Origin of the sequence: Herbihabitans rhizosphaerae (assembly GCF_004216555.1) — a bacterium.
Taxonomy (GTDB): Bacteria; Actinomycetota; Actinomycetes; order Mycobacteriales; family Pseudonocardiaceae; genus Herbihabitans; species Herbihabitans rhizosphaerae.
The window spans coordinates 1-16,046 of sequence record NZ_SGWQ01000016.1; the positions used below are offsets into that span (position 1 = coordinate 1).

At 69.8% G+C, this 16,046-nt stretch carries 18 protein-coding genes and 1 pseudogene; 11 read left to right on the plus strand and 8 right to left on the minus strand.

Going from position 1 to position 16,046, the window contains the following annotated elements; genetic code table 11:
• Positions 1–120 precede the first annotated feature (120 nt).
• The gene (locus EV193_RS33560) at positions 121–276 is read left to right on the plus strand and encodes a hypothetical protein (protein ID WP_165401558.1); all 156 of its coding nucleotides are present in this window, start codon (positions 121–123) and stop codon (positions 274–276) included.
• A 7-nt stretch (positions 277–283) separates the two neighbouring features.
• Here the strand turns inward: EV193_RS33560 and EV193_RS34305 are convergent, their stop codons facing one another.
• Together EV193_RS34305 and EV193_RS34310 are read right to left on the minus strand one after the other, a co-directional pair.
• Entirely contained in the window at positions 284–739 is a 456-nt protein-coding gene (locus EV193_RS34305) for a ferritin-like domain-containing protein (protein WP_242613780.1), read from the minus strand.
• Entirely contained in the window at positions 736–1,173 is a 438-nt protein-coding gene (locus tag EV193_RS34310) for a hypothetical protein (RefSeq protein ID WP_242613781.1), read from the minus strand. The genes EV193_RS34305 and EV193_RS34310 overlap by 4 nt, the downstream gene beginning before the upstream one ends.
• A 209-nt stretch (positions 1,174–1,382) precedes the next feature.
• Between EV193_RS34310 and rimP the strand changes: the two genes are divergently transcribed.
• The 7 genes from rimP to EV193_RS30515 all read left to right on the plus strand — a co-directional run bounded on the left by rimP (position 1,383) and on the right by EV193_RS30515 (position 8,221).
• The gene (rimP, locus tag EV193_RS30485) at positions 1,383–1,931 is read left to right on the plus strand and encodes a ribosome maturation factor RimP (RefSeq protein ID WP_242613782.1); all 549 of its coding nucleotides are present in this window, start codon (positions 1,383–1,385) and stop codon (positions 1,929–1,931) included.
• Positions 1,928–2,950, plus strand: coding sequence for a transcription termination factor NusA (gene nusA, locus EV193_RS30490; protein ID WP_130348418.1), 1,023 nt, complete (start codon positions 1,928–1,930; stop codon positions 2,948–2,950). The genes rimP and nusA overlap by 4 nt, the downstream gene beginning before the upstream one ends.
• A 136-nt stretch (positions 2,951–3,086) precedes the next feature.
• Positions 3,087–3,314: a YlxR family protein gene (locus EV193_RS30495; RefSeq protein WP_242613793.1), complete on the plus strand. Its 228-nt coding sequence runs from the start codon at positions 3,087–3,089 to the stop codon at positions 3,312–3,314.
• Positions 3,315–3,406: 92 nt separating this feature from the next.
• Complete coding sequence (gene infB / locus EV193_RS30500) at positions 3,407–6,343, plus strand: translation initiation factor IF-2 (protein ID WP_130348420.1); 2,937 nt, start codon at positions 3,407–3,409, stop codon at positions 6,341–6,343.
• Positions 6,344–6,433: 90 nt separating this feature from the next.
• A complete protein-coding gene (locus EV193_RS30505; protein WP_130348421.1) occupies positions 6,434–6,730 on the plus strand; it encodes a DUF503 domain-containing protein in 297 nt (98 codons plus the stop codon).
• 185 nt (positions 6,731–6,915) lie between these two features.
• On the plus strand, positions 6,916–7,368 hold the full coding sequence (gene rbfA, locus EV193_RS30510) for a 30S ribosome-binding factor RbfA (protein WP_130348422.1): 453 nt from the start codon (positions 6,916–6,918) through the stop codon (positions 7,366–7,368).
• Positions 7,358–8,221 (plus strand): alpha/beta hydrolase, encoded by an 864-nt coding sequence (locus EV193_RS30515; RefSeq protein WP_130348423.1) that lies wholly within the window; start codon positions 7,358–7,360, stop codon positions 8,219–8,221. Before rbfA ends, EV193_RS30515 begins: the two co-directional genes overlap by 11 nt.
• Here the strand turns inward: EV193_RS30515 and EV193_RS30520 are convergent.
• The 5 genes and pseudogenes from EV193_RS30520 to EV193_RS30535 all read right to left on the minus strand — a co-directional run bounded on the left by EV193_RS30520 (position 8,212) and on the right by EV193_RS30535 (position 12,386).
• Positions 8,212–9,009: an ANTAR domain-containing protein gene (locus EV193_RS30520; protein WP_341273215.1), complete on the minus strand. Its 798-nt coding sequence runs from the start codon at positions 9,007–9,009 to the stop codon at positions 8,212–8,214. The genes EV193_RS30515 and EV193_RS30520 overlap by 10 nt on opposite strands.
• 9 nt (positions 9,010–9,018) lie before the next feature.
• Positions 9,019–9,891, minus strand: coding sequence for an ANTAR domain-containing protein (locus tag EV193_RS30525; RefSeq protein ID WP_130348425.1), 873 nt, complete (start codon positions 9,889–9,891; stop codon positions 9,019–9,021).
• A 50-nt stretch (positions 9,892–9,941) separates the two neighbouring features.
• Positions 9,942–10,619, minus strand: a complete 678-nt coding sequence (locus tag EV193_RS34635) for a PAS domain S-box protein (RefSeq protein WP_341273213.1) — start codon at positions 10,617–10,619, stop codon at positions 9,942–9,944.
• Positions 10,620–10,626: 7 nt separating this feature from the next.
• Positions 10,627–11,766: pseudogene (locus tag EV193_RS34640) on the minus strand (CheR family methyltransferase); the annotation flags it as partial.
• Positions 11,763–12,386, minus strand: coding sequence for a chemotaxis protein CheB (locus tag EV193_RS30535; protein ID WP_130348426.1), 624 nt, complete (start codon positions 12,384–12,386; stop codon positions 11,763–11,765). The gene EV193_RS30535 and the pseudogene EV193_RS34640, both read right to left, overlap by 4 nt.
• 122 nt (positions 12,387–12,508) lie before the next feature.
• Here EV193_RS30535 and EV193_RS30540 point away from each other — a divergent pair, with 122 nt between their 5' ends.
• Together EV193_RS30540 and EV193_RS30545 are read left to right on the plus strand one after the other, a co-directional pair.
• Entirely contained in the window at positions 12,509–13,486 is a 978-nt protein-coding gene (locus EV193_RS30540) for a DHH family phosphoesterase (protein ID WP_130348427.1), read from the plus strand.
• A 102-nt stretch (positions 13,487–13,588) separates the two neighbouring features.
• Positions 13,589–14,989, plus strand: a complete 1,401-nt coding sequence (locus tag EV193_RS30545) for a Gfo/Idh/MocA family protein (protein WP_130348428.1) — start codon at positions 13,589–13,591, stop codon at positions 14,987–14,989.
• On the opposite strand, the gene EV193_RS30550 is transcribed toward EV193_RS30545, so the two are convergent.
• Positions 14,986–15,306 carry a TIGR03086 family metal-binding protein gene (locus EV193_RS30550; protein WP_242613783.1) on the minus strand — a complete coding sequence of 107 codons (321 nt, stop codon included), beginning with the start codon at positions 15,304–15,306 and terminating at the stop codon, positions 14,986–14,988. The two genes, EV193_RS30545 and EV193_RS30550, sit on opposite strands and share 4 nt — an antisense overlap.
• Positions 15,307–15,367: 61 nt before the next feature.
• Between EV193_RS30550 and EV193_RS30555 the strand changes: the two genes are divergently transcribed.
• Positions 15,368–15,658 carry a hypothetical protein gene (locus tag EV193_RS30555; RefSeq protein ID WP_130348430.1) on the plus strand — a complete coding sequence of 97 codons (291 nt, stop codon included), beginning with the start codon at positions 15,368–15,370 and terminating at the stop codon, positions 15,656–15,658.
• Positions 15,659–16,046 lie beyond the last annotated feature (388 nt).

The following is a 16,046-nucleotide window of genomic DNA, read 5'->3' on the forward strand; positions in this document are numbered from 1 at the left end:
CGCGGCGTGTTCAACATTCCATGGAACCAACAAAGCTTAACTTAGTGGTATTGACCAGAATGGACCGACGCACACCACATCATCCACTGGATCGAAGGCGGAATAACCTCGGCAGAACTCATGACACTGCTCTGCCGATTCCATCACACCACCATCCACCAACAAGACTGGGAAATCATCATGCAAGACGGGATTCCCTACTACATCCCGCCCGCGTGGATCGACCCGGCACGCAAAGCCATCCGCAACACCATGCACCACGTCGGCGTGGCCTGATTCGACGTCAGGGCTTGCCGGGAAACGCCGTGAACGTCGGCGCGATCCTGCCGGTCTTGCGCCACCGCGTGCCGCGCACGGCCGCGTTGGTCAACGCCTCCAGTGCGGCGCGGCGCAGCTCGGCGTCGTCGGTGCGCTCCAGCACCGCGCGCCAGGCGACCGTCGCGTCCGTCTCCGCCGCGACCACCGACGTGATCGCCGTCGCCTGGTCGGTCACCGGCTGCGGCAACCGGTACCCGGGCTCGGCCGGCCTCGGGGTCGCACCCGACGCGGCGAGCGCGCGCTCCGTGGCGTCCCTCCGCGCGCGGTGCGCCGTCGTCCCTTCGCGCAACGGAGCGTCGAACGACGGCGGAAGGAACGCGCTCACCAGGCTGTACACCCACAACGCGGCATGCTCCGCACCGAGCGCGCGCTGCACAGCCTCCACGCTGTCGGCCGGCAACGGCTTGGGCTGCCCGCTCACGCGAACACCTCCCGCAACCCCGCGCACCCGGCCACGACCGACCCGAGCAGCCCGGCGCGATGCCTCGGCACGGTCGGCACCAGCGCGGCCGCCTGCTCCTCGGCAATCCGCAGCGACTCCAGCAGGTGCGCCCGCCCGTTCGGGGGCGCGGCGACAGGCGGCGCCGGCGATGGCGCCGACGACGGCGGGCGCGCCCGATCGACTTCGGCTTGCAGTGCCACCGCGTGCTCTGTGCGCAGCCGCGCGATCTCGCCGGCCGGCGCCGCCAGTTCCGGCGCGGCACCGGCGACCGCCTGCGCCGCCGCCGCGTCCGCACGGGCCCGTGCGGCCAGGTCGGCGAGCGGATCCGGTGGCGGGGGAGCCGCCGGCTCGTCGGTACACCCGCTCGCGATCAGCGGTGCCGCGACCGCGGCGAGTGCCCCCGCGCGCAGCACCGATCTCCTGTCGTGCGGTCGACCCCGCTGAACTGGCACGGTTCGCCATCCTGCCAAACGGCCGGCGACACAGCCCGACACGGTCGTCGTTGCTGATCTCCCGTGCCGCCGGGGTCCTCCCGAGGGGATACGCTGAGCCACCACACTCGATGAGTGCAGCGCGAGCGTGGTGGTTGTCCTCTGCACCAGACCATCCACGGAGCGTTGAGTTGTCCAGCCAGGAGCGCGCCCGCGCGGCGCTCGAGCCGGTGGTGGCCGAGGCCGTCGCCGGCGCCGGTTTCGAGCTGGAATCGCTCGACGTACGCCAGGCCGGTCGCAAGCGCGTGGTCAAGATCGTCGTCGATAACGACGCCGGCATCGGCCTCGACGAAGTGGCCGAGGCCAGCCGCGCCATCTCCGCCGCCCTGGACAGCGACGACACGGTGGACGGCCCGAATGACGCTTTCGGCGGTCCGTACACTCTCGAGGTCACCTCGCCAGGCGTGGATCGCCCGCTGACCAAACCCCGGCACTGGCGCCGGGCCCGGTCGCGGCTGGTCGCCGTCAAGGGCACCGACGGCACGTCGTTCACCGGCAGGGTCGGGCGCGTGGACGACGACCCGGCCGGCGGCGTGCGGATGCTCGTCGACGGCTCGGTGCGCACGGTGCGTTACGACTCTGTCGAGCACGCCGTGGTCGAGGTGGAGTTCAAGCAGGCACCCGATGAGGAACTCGCCCTCTTGCGGGAGGATTCGGACACCGAGGAGGGGTCAGGGTGAACGTCGACATCGCCGCACTCCGGGCGATCGAACGCGACAAGGACATCCCCTTCGACACGGTGATCGAGGCGATCGAGTCCGCATTGCTCACCGCGTACAAGCACACCGACGGCCACCAGTCGCACGCCAAGATCGACATCGACCGGCGGACCGGCATCGTGCGCGTCATCGCCTACGAGATCGGCGCGGACGGCGACGTCACCCAGGAATGGGACGACACTCCCGAGGGCTTCGGCAGGATCGCCGCCACCACCGCCCGCCAGGTCATCCTCCAGCGCCTGCGCGACGCGGAGCACGAGAAGACCTTCGGCGAGTTCTCCGCCAAGGAGGGCGAGATCGTGGCCGGCGTCGTGCAGCGCGACGCGCGGGCCAACTCGCGCGGCATGGTCGTCGTCGGCGTCGGCGACACCGAGGGCGTGCTGCCGCAGGGCGAGCAGGTCCCCGGCGAGCGCTACGAGCACGGCACCCGCCTCAAGTGCTACGTGGTCACCGTCGCCAGGGGAGCGCGCGGAACCCAGATCACTCTCTCGCGCACCCACCCGAACCTGGTGCGCAGGCTGTTCGCGCTCGAGGTCCCGGAGATCGCCGACGGCACCGTCGAGATCCCCGCGGTCGCGCGCGAGGGCGGGCACCGCACCAAGATCGCCGTGCGGTCCACCGTGCAGGGCGTGAACGCCAAGGGCGCCTGCATCGGCCCGATGGGCGCCCGGGTGCGCAACGTGATGAGCGAGTTGCACGGCGAGAAGATCGACATCATCGACTACTCCGACGATCCGGCCACGTTCGTCGGGAATGCGCTGTCCCCGGCCAAGGTTGTGTCGGTCAGGGTCATCGACGAGCGGGCCAAGACCGCGCGGGTGATCGTTCCGGACTTCCAGCTGTCCCTCGCCATCGGCAAGGAGGGCCAGAACGCCCGGCTCGCGGCCCGGCTGACCGGCTGGCGGATCGACATCCGCAGCGACGCGGCCCCCGACGAGAACCCGCAGACGGCCGCACCGACATCCGGTTCGGCCGACTGAGCCGCACAAGATAGACTCGGTAGTGGTTCAGCGCCAGGAACCGGTTTCCGCACGTCTCCAGGGTGAAGGCCCCGTGAGGACATGCGTCGGATGCCGGCGACGATCGCTGGCCGGCGAGCTGGTGCGTGTGGTCATCGTGGATTCGCGGCTTCAGGTGGATCCACGGCGGCGGTTGCCGGGGCGCGGGGCGTGGATTCACCCCGATCCCGACTGCCTCCGCTTGGCCGAGCGGCGGCGAGCGTTTCCGAGGGCCCTACGGGTCCAGGGGCCGCTCGAGATCGACGCCGTGCGCACGTGGCTCGAACAGGCGACGCGGGAGGCTCCCGCGTCCGGAAAGACAGGAAAGCAGGTCGACCCGTCATGAGTCAGCCGTGAAGCTGAAGACATGAACGCGCGACAATAGACGAGGTCGAGCGGGGATCTTGCCCGGCCCGGCCTCATCAGACGAGGAGAGCAGTGGCAGGCAAGGCCCGCGTGCACGAGCTGGCTAAAGAGCTCGGTATCACAAGTAAGGAAGTACTCGCCAAGCTGAAGGAGCAGGGCGAGTTCGTCAAGTCCGCGTCCTCGACGGTCGAGGCGCCGGTGGCCCGCAGGTTGCGGGACGCGTACCCCAAGTCGAACGGTGACGCTCCGGCGAAGTCGAAGCCGAGGAGCGCCCCGAAACCGGCCGCGAAGGCTCCGGCGGCGGCCCCCGAGGCACCGGCGGCGGCCCCCGAGGCACCGGCGGCAAAGCCCGCGCCCAAGCCGGTCGAGCAGGCGCCCGCGCCGGCCGCGGCCAGCAAGCCCGGCCCGAAGCCGGGTCCCAAGGCGCCCGCGAAGCCCGAACCTGAGCCCGAGCCCGCGCCCGAGCAGGAGAAGCCCGCCGCGGCGAAGGGCGCTCCGGCGCCCGGCCAGTCGGTCGTCCCGCCGAAGCCGCAGACCAAGCCGCACTCGCCGAAGCCGCGCGCGCCGCGGGTCGGCAACAACCCGTTCGGCGTCGGCGGCGGTGGCGCACCCAGCCCGGCTCCGCGCCCGAGCGGCCCCCGTCCCGGCGCGCCCGGTGGCGGTGGCGGCGAGCGTCCGGCACGGCCCGGTGAGGGTCGCCCGTCCGGCACGCCTCGTGGCGAGCGCGCACCCGGCGGTCCCCGTCCGAGCCCCGGCAACATGCCGCCTCGGCCGAACCCCGGCATGATGCCGCCTCGGCCTGCCCGTCCCGCCGGTGGCGGACGCGGCGGACCTGGCGGTGGCCCCGGTGGCGGTCGTGGTGGACCTGGCGGTGGCCCCGGTGGCGGTCGTGGTGGACCTGGCGGCGGTCCCGGTGGCGGTCGTGGTGGACCCGGTGGCGGCGGTGGCGGCGGCTTCCGCGGCGGTGGCGGCGGTGGCGGAGGCGGCGGCTTCCGTCCCGGTGGCGGCGGCGGTGGCGCACCGGCCGGCGGTGGCGGTTTCCGCGGTGGCGGCGGTCGTCCCGGTGGTGGCGGCGGCCGTGGTGGCGCGGCCGGCGCGTTCGGCCGGCCCGGCGGACCGTCCCGCAAGGGGCGCAAGTCCAAGCGCCAGAAGCGCCAGGAGTACATGGAGAACATGCAGGCGCCCAGCGTCGGCGGTGTTCGCCTGCCCAAGGGCAACGGCGAGTCGATCCGGCTGCCGCGTGGTGCCTCGCTGACCGACTTCGCGGACAAGATCAACGCCAACCCGGCCTCGCTGGTGCAGGTGCTGTTCCACCTCGGCGAGATGGTCACCGCGACGCAGTCCGTCTCCGACGAGATCCTCGAGCTTCTCGGCACCGAGATGAACTACGCGGTCCAGGTCGTCAGCCCGGAGGAGGAGGACCGCGAGCTGCTCGAGTCCTTCGACATCACCTACGGCGAGAACGAGGGTGGCGACGAGGAACTGGCGGCCCGTCCGCCGGTGGTGACCGTCATGGGTCACGTCGACCACGGTAAGACCCGCCTGCTGGACACGATCCGCAAGACCAACGTCCACGAGGGCGAGGCTGGCGGCATCACCCAGCACATCGGTGCCTACCAGGTGGCGACCTCGCTCGAGGGCAACGACCGGCTGGTCACCTTCATCGACACCCCGGGTCACGAGGCGTTCACCGCCATGCGTGCCCGTGGTGCGCAGGCCACCGACATCGCGGTGATCGTGGTCGCCGCGGACGACGGTGTCATGCCGCAGACGGTGGAGGCGATCAACCACGCGCAGGCGGCCCAGGTGCCGGTCGTGGTGGCGGTGAACAAGATCGACAAGGAAGGGGCCAACCCGACCAAGATCCGCCAGCAGATGTCCGAGTACAACGTGGTGCCCGAGGAGTACGGCGGCGAAACGATGTTCGTCGACATCTCCGCGAAGAAGGGCGTCAACATCGAGGGTCTGCTCGAGGCGATCCTGCTCACCGCGGACGCGGCGCTGGACCTGCGGGCGAACCCGAACATGGAGGCGCAGGGCGTCGCCGTGGAGGCGCACCTGGACCGCGGTCGCGGCCCGGTGGCCACGGTGCTGGTGCAACGCGGCACGCTGCGGGTCGGCGACTCGGTGGTCGCCGGCGACGCGTACGGCCGCGTGCGCCGGATGCTGGACGAGCACAACGAGGACATCAAAGAGGCAACGCCGTCCCGGCCCGTCCAGGTCATCGGGTTCACCTCGGTGCCGGGCGCCGGTGACACGTTCCTGGTCGTCGACGAGGACCGGATCGCGCGGCAGATCGCCGAGCGGCGCAACGCCCGTGCGCGCAACGCCCAGTTCGCGCAGTCCCGCAAGCGGATCAGCCTCGAGGACCTGGACACGGCCCTCAAGGAGACCAACGAGCTGAACCTGATCATCAAGGGTGACAACTCGGGTACCGTCGAGGCACTCGAGGACGCGCTCACGAAGATCGACGTCGGCGAGGAGGTCGACCTGCGGGTGATCCACCGCGGTGTCGGCGGCATCACCGAAGGCGACGTCAACCTGGCGACCGCGTCGGACGCCGTCGTGATCGGGTTCAACGTCCGGGCCGAGGGCAAGGCCACCGAGCTGGCCAACCGCGAGGGCATCGACCTGCGGTACTACTCGGTGATCTACCAGGCGATCGACGAGATCGAGCAGGCGCTCAAGGGCATGCTCAAGCCGATCTACGAGGAGGTCGGGCTCGGCCGCGCGGAGGTTCGCGACGTGTTCAAGTCCTCCAAGGTCGGCACGATCGCCGGTTGTCTGGTCACGTCCGGCGTGATCACCCGCAACTCGAAGGCTCGCCTGCTCCGCGACAACGTCGTGGTCCAGGAGAACCTGTCGGTGGGCACGCTGCGCCGGTTCAAGGACGACGTCACCGAGGTCCGCGACGGCTTCGAGTGTGGTCTGACGCTCGGCAACTACTCCGATCTCAAGGTCGACGACGTGATCGAGACCTACGAGATGCGGGAGAAGCCGCGCAGCTGATCGATCCGCCCGGCGGGGGTTTGCCGGTCTTCAAGACCAGCAAACCCCCGCCCGGTGAGTCTTCAACGACGACAAACCCGGTGGTGCCCGTTGTACGTCGGTGCGCTCGAGTTGGACGTGTTGCTCGGTGACGTCCACTCGTTGAAGCAGAAGCGGTCCGCGGTGCGGCCGGTGGTGGCCGAGCTGCGACGGCGGTTCGAGGTGGCGGTCGCCGAGGCCGGTCACCGCGACCTGCACCGGCGCGCCCTCATCGGGGTGTCCGCGGTGGCCGCCGACGCGGCTCATGTGCAGGACGTGCTCGACGCCTGCGAGCGGCTCGTCGCGGGTCGCCCGGAGTTGGAGCTGCTGTCTGCTCGCCGTCGCTGGCTGGGCCCCGACGACGATTAGTGCCCGCGTGAAGGTGAACGAGGTGGACGCGAGAATGGTTCAGCCGCGAAACACCGGTCGAACACGTTCTGCAGCACACTGCTGACCTGCGCCTTTTGTGCGGCCTGTGGACTTTAGCGGGCTAAAGTACGCAGGCAGGCACGGGTGCGTTTGTCAAGCTAGGAACACGAAGAAGGAGGAGCGCCGTGGCCGACCCGGCCCGCGCGAAGAGGTTGGCGAAGCGCATCGCGCAGATCGTGGCGTCGTCGCTGGAGCACGAGGTGAAGGACCCTCGCCTGGCGCGTGTGACGATCACCGACGCGAAGGTGACCGCCGACCTCCGTGACGCCACCGTCTACTACACGGTCCTCGGCGACCGCATCGACACCGCGCCGGACACCGCCGGCGTGGCCGCTGCGCTGGAGTCCGCGAAGGGCGTGCTGCGCACGACCGTCGGCCAGCGCACCGGCGTGCGGTTCACCCCGACGCTGACGTTCGTCGCCGACACCGTGCCCGAGGACGCCCGCCGCGTCGAGGACCTGCTGGCCAGGGCGCGCGAGGCCGACGCCGAGGTGGCCCGCCAGGCCGCCGGCGCCCGCCCCGCCGGCGAGCCGGACCCGTACCGTGAGCCGCGCGCGAGCGAGGACGATGAGGTCTGACCCGGCCGTCTCGCGGCGGACAGTGCTCGGCGGAGCGCTGTCCGGCGCGCTGACCATGGCCGGCTGCGGCGGTTCCGATCAACCGACGCGGCAACCCGTTGCGGCGCAAGGGAAGACGTCGCAGGATCTGCCTCCGCCGGGCTCCCCGCCGCCCCCGCCCTCGGTCACCGCGGAGCGGGTGCGCTCCGCGGCGCGCGGCACCGACGTCGGGCTGGTGATCGTGCGCCCGGAGGGTGTGCCGGCCGCGAACCTGCCGGTGTGTCTCGCCCTGCACGGCCGGGGCGGCAACGCGCGAATGTTCCACGACCTCGGGCTGCCCCGGATGCTGACCGAGGCGGTGCGCGCGGGTGTCCCGCCGTTCGCCGTGGCCGGGCTGGACGGGGGAGACGGCTATTGGGTCGGGCGCGACCGGCGCGACGATCCGCAGCGGATGTTGTCCGAGGAGGTGCCGCGCTGGCTCGCCGAGCGCGGCCTGCGCCCCGAGCCGTTCGCCGCGATGGGCATCTCGATGGGCGCGTTCGGCGCGCTGAACTACGCGCGATCGCACCGCACGGCGGCGGTGGCGGCGATCAGCCCGGCGTTGTTCGCCAGCTGGCCGGAGGCCAGGACGCGCAACGTGTTCGGCACCCAGGCGCGCTGGGAGGCCGTCGAGCCGCTTCGGCACACCGGGGAGCTGGACCCGAGCCGGCTCGGAATCTTTTGTGGCACAAAGGATCCGTTCATCCCGGGTGCGCGGGCCCTGGCCGAGCGCACGCGGCCGAAGGTGGCCAGCATGACCGCCGGGGCGCACGACGTCGGCTACTGGCGGCGCGTGCTGCCCGAGGTGTTGCGCTTCCTCGGCGGCTATCGCTGATCGGGCGGTTCGATCTCGTCGGACAGCACCGCCTCGGCGGCGTCGAGCAGCATGAGGTTCTGTTGCCGCGCCCGCTCCCGCAGTGTCGCGAACGCGTCGTCCACCGTGGTCTGCATGCGCTCCGCCAGCACGCCCTTGGCCTGCTCGATCCGGATCTTGCTGCTCAGCGTGCCCTTCAACTGCTCAGCGGTCGCCGCCTGGCCGCGCAGCGCGCGATGGTGCAGCAGGCCCAGCGTCGCCGCGGTGGCCAGCGCCCCGCCCAACTCCGTCATCGACGCGGTCAGCTCACCGGGACGGTTGTCGAACGCGAGGAGCGCGCCGACCTTCTGCTCGCGCAGCCGCATCGGGAACGCGTGCGCCGCCGAGTAGTCGAACTCCCTGGCCGTCGGCGCGAAGGTCGCCCACCGCTCCGGTGCGTCGGCCAGATCCGAGCACGTCACGGGCGCGCCGCGGTCGAACGCCTCGATTCCCGGTCCCTCCGAGTACCGCACCTGGAGCAGAGCGGTCAGCCGTGCCGCCTCGGAGCTGCCGACGGCCAGCTCGACCGTCGCCGTCTCCCCGGTCGCGATCACCGCGGCCGCCGTGACCTCGAGGAATTCGGCCGCACGGCTCGCGAGCATGCCGAGAAACTCCTCCCGGTCGAAACGATCGACGAGTGTGTCGGTCAGTTCGAGGAACGTCTCGCGAATTCGTTGCTCTGAAGCTGGAATGATGACCTCCCGCCGCCCCTGGGACTGGTCGCCCCGATTCTTTCCCGCCGAACACGCTCTGGAAAGGCCCGAACGCAGTCAGCGGTGTCAGCCCAGTCGGACGCGCCTGGCTACGACGTCCTCGGCCACCGCGGTGACCGGCATGTCGGTCGAGAACGCGTGCGCGCGAATCAGCGCGAGCGCGTCGGACGCGCCACACCCATTCTGCTCGGCCACCATGCCGACCGCCTGGTGCACGGTGGGCCGGACGTCGACCTGGCCGTACAGCACCATCGATTCCGGGATCGCCGAATCCATCAGCAGTGTGTCGGCCAGCGCGTCGGCGAGCCGCTCGAGTCCGCTCAGCTCCGTGGGTGCCTCGGTGGAGGAGTCGAACACGGTCAGTGCTCCGATCGGGCGGTCGACGACCAACAGCGGGGTGGCGGCCACCGACCGCACGCCCAGCTCGGCGATCGCCGGCCCGTAGTTGGGCCACCGCCGGCATAACGCCTGCCCGTGTCCGGCCATGGTCAGTCCGAAGCGGACGGCGTCGCGGCCTGGGCCCTCGCCGTAGGTGTACTCCAGGTCCTGGGCCGCCCCGGCGGTCGTGTCCGAGGTCGCGAACACGGACGCCTCGGGGGTCTCCCCGACGAGGGTGACCGCCGCGCCGGTCGAGCCGAGAGCGGTCGCGACGGACGCCATGAAGGACGGGATCGCACAGGACCGCGAACTCTGATCGGCCTTGTCGCACAGCGCGAGCCGGTCGGCGTACGTCTGGTGCAGTGTGGCGGTCACGGTGTGCCGCTCCTCGATCCTGCGATGCGTCGCGGCGATCGCGGCGTGGAACGAGCGCAGCGTGTCGTTGTCCGTGGTGGCGGCCAGATTCTCGTGTCGCGCGGCGAGAGCGGCCGCCCGCTGCGCCCGCTCCACCTCGGCTCGACCGCGTGCGCGGCTCAGTCGTGCCTCGATCGGCCACGTCACAATTCGACCCTACGCCCGTCGCGGTCTTATGCCACCGATTAATTCGCTGATCACCGATTGGTGATGTCCTCCATCAGGAGCACCACGCCGTCGGTCGAGCCGTCGAGCGGTGAGCAGACCACCGTGCAGGTGATCGTCCGGCCGATCCGGTTGACGGCCCGCAATTCGACCGGCCCGGTCCGGCTCTTGACGGCGACGCATTCGCGGACCAACTCCCGGAGATCCGAGGTGGGTAGTCCGAAGTCGAGCGAGAAGAAGTCCTCGAGACGCACCTCGTGCTGGCGCAGCCCCCACAGCTCCTCCGCGCCACGGTTCCAACTGCGCACCTGGGTGTCCGCGTCGAGCACGACGACACCGGCGCCGACACTGGACAGCACGCCCTCGAGGAACGCGCGCGCCTCGTCCAACTCGGCGGTCTGGATGCGCATCTCCTCGTTGGTCGTCTCCAGTTCCTCGTTGCCGGACTGGAGTTCTTCGTTGGTTGTTTCGAGTTCTTCGTTGGTCGTCTCCAGTTCCTCGATGCTGGACTGGAGTTCTTCGTTGGTTGTTTCGAGTTCTTCGTTGGTGGACTGCAGCTCTTCGTACGCCGTTTCCAGGTCCTGCCTGCTGCGTTTGACCTCGATCTGCAGGCGGGTGGCGAGTGTCGTGTCCACGAATACGACCGCGAAACCGGCGACCAGATCGTTCTCGGTGGTGAGCGGCTGAATGATGATGTCGAAATACTGCACGTTTTCGTCGGAGACCCGCCGCGCTGACCTGGACATTGCGTTGCTCGGAGTGCGCCTGTTCGATCAGCGAGCGCAGTTCGATGGGGCGGTAGGAGACCTCGAGGTCGCGGAACGGACGGCCGATGTCGTGTGTTGTGAGGTTGAACTGGGCGCGGGCCTGCGAGTTGATCAGGATGACCTTGCCGTCGGTGTCGACGCAGAGCACCGCGTTGGGCGAGGTCTCGAATACCAGGTCGCGGAGCAGGTGCCGGCTGTCGCTGTCCCGCAATTCCGGGCCGCCATTCGAGTCGAGCTTAAAGGTGCTCGGCTTGCGGGTGGCACCGTTGTTGTCGCCGTGGCGGCGAATGAAGATTCGTTGCCGCTTGTTCGCGATCTCGAAACGCTGGCTGTCGGACAGCAGCATCTCGGCTTTGCCGAGGAAGAGGTGACCGCCGCTTCGGAGGGCATAATGAAATCTGTCGATGATGTGCGACTGGGTCTCGACGTTGAAGTACATCAGCGTATTCCTGCACACCAGCAGGTCGAGCCTGGATATGGGAGCGTCCCGCGTGATGTCGTGCCTGCCGAAGATCACCCGGCGGCGAAGGTCGGTGCGGAAGCTGAATTGTCGCCCGCTCGGCTCGAAATACTTGGCGCGCATCGCCTCGGGCACGGCCTCGATGGCGCGGGTGGAATAGGTCGCCGTTCTGGCTTCCCGCAGTGCCTCCTCGTCGACGTCGGTGCCGTAGATCTTGACCCGCGCGGCGCACTCCGGTTCGCCGATCACCTCGGCGAACGTCATCGCCAGTGAGTACGCCTCCTCGCCGCTGGAGCAGCCGGCGCTCCATACTCGGATCTCGCCGTCGTCGCGGTCGGCGAGCAGCGCCGGCAGGATGACCTCCCGGAGATGCGTCCAGGTCTCCTCGTCGCGGAAGAAGCTGGTGACGTTGATCAGGATCGTGTTGAACAGCTGCACGAACTCCTCGGCGCTGGTCTCCAGCAGGTCCCGGTAGTCGCGGTAGGAGTCGGTCCGCACGTTGGACATCCGCTTGCGGACCCGCCTGGCGAGCGAGGAGCGCTTGTATCCGGTGAAGTCGAACCCACGCGCGTCCCTGATGAACTCGAGCAGTTCCTCGAGGTCGGTGTCGTCGGATCTGTCGGATGTCATTCGGGTGCCCCCTGCTTCTCCACGAGTGTCAGAAGGACCGCGGCGATTTCGTCACCGGGCACCCGGAAGTCCACCGAGCCGGTTTTCACCGCCGCCTGGGGCATGCCCGTGAACTGTGCGGTGTCCGGATCTTCGACGATCACCGTGCCGCCGCACGCCTTGATCGCGCTGACACCCTGCGCGCCGTCGCTGCCCGACCCGGTCAGCACGCAGGCGATGACCCTCGGCCCGAGCGCACGTGCCACCGACTCGAACAGCATGTCGGCCGAGGGCCGCACGAAGTGGACACGCTCGCCGTGCGACAGCGTGAGACGGCCGCCCGGCCGCATGACCAGGTGCTGATCAGGGGGCGCGACGTAGACCACGCCGGCCTCCGGCTTGGCGCCGGCTTGTCCGAAGCGAACCTCGAGCTCGCACCGCCTGGCGAGTACGTCCACGAGCGTCGTGTCGTGCTTGGGGTCCAGGTGCTGCACGACGAGGACGGGCACCGGGAACGTCGCGGGAAGCCCGCCGAGCAGCGTCGTGAGCGCGCGGATGCCGCCGGCCGACGACGCGACGGCCACGATGTCGAACTGTTGCCCGCGGTCGTCGGTCCGGTCGTCGTCGTGCCGCGCGGTCATCGTCACTCGCAGTCGGTTCGTGGAGAGCTGTGTACATCGGAGCCTAGTCCTCGCGGCCGTTCACGCTGTGACACGCGACCGATGGGTGTCGTGCCGGGCCCGGAAAATGCGAGGCTGTAGCCGTGACCGGTGTGGATGCGCGCGAGGCGGCCGAGCTGCTGCGCGCCGCGACCGACGTGACCCTGATCGCGCACGTGAACCCGGACGCCGACGCGCTCGGCAGCGCGCTGGCCCTGGGGCTGGGGCTGCACCGGCGCGGTGTGCGGGTGCGGGTGTCCTTCGGCGCGCCGCGGGAGGCGCCGAACTCGTTGCGCGCCTTGGATTTCGAGGGCCTCATCGTGCCGGTGGAGGAGGTGCCGCACGCGCCGGAGCTGCTCGTCGCGGTGGACTGCGGATCGGTGGACCGGCTCGGCGGGCTGGCCGACCGGGTGGCGGCCGGCGGCCCGGTGCTGGTGATCGATCACCACGCGTCGAACACCCGGTTCGGCACGCACAATCTCGTGGACGAGCACGCGGAGGCGACCGTGGTGCTGGTGCTGGACGTGCTCGACGAGTTGGGTGTGGTGATCGACGAGCCGATCGCGCGGTGCCTGTACGCGGGGCTGGTCACCGACACCAGCTCGTTCCGCCGCGCGCGGCCGCGCACGCACGAGATCGCCGCGCGGTTGCTGGAGTCCGGCGTGGACAGTGACGCGGTGTCGCGGGAGCTGATGGACACGCACTCGTTCGCCTGGCTGCGCATGCTGTCCGCGGTGCTCGGGCGGGCGGAGTTCGAGCCGGACGCGGTCGGCGGTCTCGGCTGGGCGCACGCGGTGGTGCGGCTGTCGGACATGGACGGCGTGCGCTGGGAAGAGGTGGAGAGCGTCGTCGACGTGGTGCGCACCGCGGCGGAGGCGGAGGTGACCTCGGTGCTCAAGCAGGTCGCCGAGCGGCGGTGGTCGGTGTCGCTGCGGGCCACCAGCAGGGTCGACGTGCGGATGGTCGCCAACAGCCTCGGCGGTGGCGGGCACCGGCTGGCCGCCGGCTTCACCACGGACGGGAGCGAGCAGGACGTGCTCGCCGCGATCCGGGCCGAGCTGCGCGACCCGACGTTGATCTGAACGCGCGCGGGGACTACTCCTTTTGCCGGATTACGGCTGCATGAAAGTGTGCGACCGTGCTTGAAGTTTGTCAGTTTCGAGCACGATCTGTCGGGAGAGCGCATGACAACGCAGTCAAACGAACCCTCCGGCCTGTCCCGTCGAGCCATCCTGCGCGGTACCGCGGCCGCTGGTATCGGCGCCGCGGCACTCGGCGCCGGCACACCCGCCTCGGCCGATCCGCGGGCCGTGGACGAGGACACTCGGGTGCCGCGCAGGCGTGGCGACACCATGATCGGCGTGCCGTTCGAGAAGCGCGCGAACCCGAGGTTCGCGCTGATCGGCCTGGGCAACCGGGGCGCCAGCATGCTGCCGCTGTTCCTGGCCGTGCCCGGCGCGAAGGTCACCGCGCTGTGCGACGTGGATCCGGCCAGGGTGGCCGAGGCGGCGAAGGTGGTCACCGACGCCGGGCAGCCGGAGCCCGCGCGGTTCTCCGGCAGCGAGCACGCCTTCGAGCAACTCCTCGCACGCGAGGACATCGACCTCGTCTACATCGCGACGCCGTGGGAATGGCACCACCCGATGGGAATCGCCGCGATGAAGGCCGGCAAGCACGTCGGCCTCGAGACACCGTTCGCCACCACGATCAAGGAACTCTGGGATCTGGTGGACACCTCCGAGCAGACTCGCAGGCACTGCATCCAGCTGGAGAACTGCAACTACGGGCGCAACGAGCTGCGGGCGCTGCGCGTGGTGCACGCCGGCAAGTTCGGCGAGGTGCTGCAGGGTTCCGGCGCGTACGTGCACGACCTGCGCGAGTTGCTGTTCTCCAAGACGTACTACGCCGGCCAGTGGCGGCGGGCGTGGCACACGAAGGTCAACGGTGACCTGTACCCGACGCACGGGCTCGGCCCGGTCGCCGCGTACATGGACATCAACCGGGGCGACCGGCTGGTGTCGATCACCTCGACCAGCACGCCGGCGCGCGGGCTCGCCGAGTACCGCGCGGCGCACATGCCGCCGGGCGATCCGACCTTTGGCGAGACGTATGTCAAAGGTGACACCACGACCAGCCTGATCCGGACCGAGAAGGGCCGGGTCATCCACCTCGTGCACAACGTGTCATCGCCGCACCCGTACTCGCGGCTGAACCACATCATCGGCACCAAGGGCACGTTCGAGGACTACACACCGAGGGTGTACCTGGAGCCGGAGCACACCGACCACAAGTGGCGGAACTGGGACGACTACAAGTCGTTCGATCACTGGCTGTGGACCGATGTCGGCCCTGGCCCCGGCGGGCACGGCGGCATGGACTACATCATGCTGTGGCGGCTCAACCAGTGCATGCAGCTCGGGCTGCCGCCGGACATCGACGTGTACGACTCGGCGGCGTGGAGCGCGCCGTTCCCGTTGAGCGCCAAGTCGATCGGCCGCAAGGCGTCCACTGTGGACATTCCGGACTTCACGCGCGGCAAGTGGACTGTCCCGCACCCGGGAACCGATTCACCCAAACCGTCCTAAGTAGACGGAGTCCAGTTCGGGTCCCGCCCGGTGAGCGCGATGGTGCGATCGAGCAGCGGCGCGTCGTCCGCCACCGGGACCGGGGCCTTGAACAGGCCGGGCACGTCCTCGCCGGTGACGAACGGGGCCACGGCGGAGTGCAGCACCTCCACGGTGAGCGCGTCGGGCGTGAACGGTTGACCGGTGGCGCGGGCGAGGTCCCACCCGTGCACCGTCAGCTCCTGCAGCGCGACGCCGGCGAGCATCTCGGCGGGCAGGCGCACGCCGCCGGCCTCCGACTCGCCCTCCCAGGCGGCGGGTTCGCGCCACGCCGGCACCAGCTCGTCGAGATGGCGGGGGATCAGCTCGCGCCAGCCGTCGACCGGGCCGGACCTGCTGATGGCTTACTCGAACCGTTCTGACCTGCTGGTTGACCTGCTCAAGGCGGTGGATCGGTTGCAGCGGGCGGGCGCTGCTCCGGTCAGTGAGCGTCGAAGCGTCCGATGTGAGCGTGTTCCGCGGGTCTGGCGGGTCCGTGATCGGTTGAGCGAGGCGGACGTGCGGGAGCTGGTGTCGGCCTACCTGTCAGGGGTGACGGCGCGAGAGCTTGCCGACCGGTTCGCGATCGGTCTATCGAGCGTCAAGCGGTTGCTGCGTGAGCATGGCGCGCGACGAACCGCCACAGCGTAAACACCGAGCTTCCCCCGTAGCTCGGACACCGACGCAGTCAACCGCCGCTATGCCTGTTTCTTTGGTCTGCCTCGCGGCGCGGGACCGGTCAGGAACGGCCCGACTCTCCGAAGCGCGCCCTTGGGGTCTTCGGCAAGCCACCGAACACAGGCCACGAGGTACGTGTTCATGTCGAGATCACGTGCTGTGGCGTGTGTGGCGGCTTGTTCCCATATCGGCGGTGGTGGACGTAGGGCACGGGCCGGATACCGGTGTTGATTAGCCATAGCCCACAGCCTCCCACAAATGGTTGACCACTTCACAATTCAGTGCCACAATAAAGTGGTCAACCACTTATGGTGGTGGCACCTCGGGGACGGCAAACCCTCGGGACAAATCACGATTCACA

What these genes read in the sequence shown, in the direction of transcription:
- EV193_RS30515 (WP_130348423.1), top strand. Translation starts at nt 7,358, where the DNA reads ATGAGGTCTGACCCGGCCGTCTCGCGGCGGACAGTGCTCGGCGGAGCG.
- EV193_RS30555 (WP_130348430.1), top strand. Translation starts at nt 15,368, where the DNA reads ATGGCTTACTCGAACCGTTCTGACCTGCTGGTTGACCTGCTCAAGGCG.
- EV193_RS30535 (WP_130348426.1), bottom strand. Translation starts at nt 12,386, where the DNA reads ATGACCGCGCGGCACGACGACGACCGGACCGACGACCGCGGGCAACAG.
- EV193_RS33560 (WP_165401558.1), top strand. Translation starts at nt 121, where the DNA reads ATGACACTGCTCTGCCGATTCCATCACACCACCATCCACCAACAAGAC.
- EV193_RS30545 (WP_130348428.1), top strand. Translation starts at nt 13,589, where the DNA reads ATGACAACGCAGTCAAACGAACCCTCCGGCCTGTCCCGTCGAGCCATC.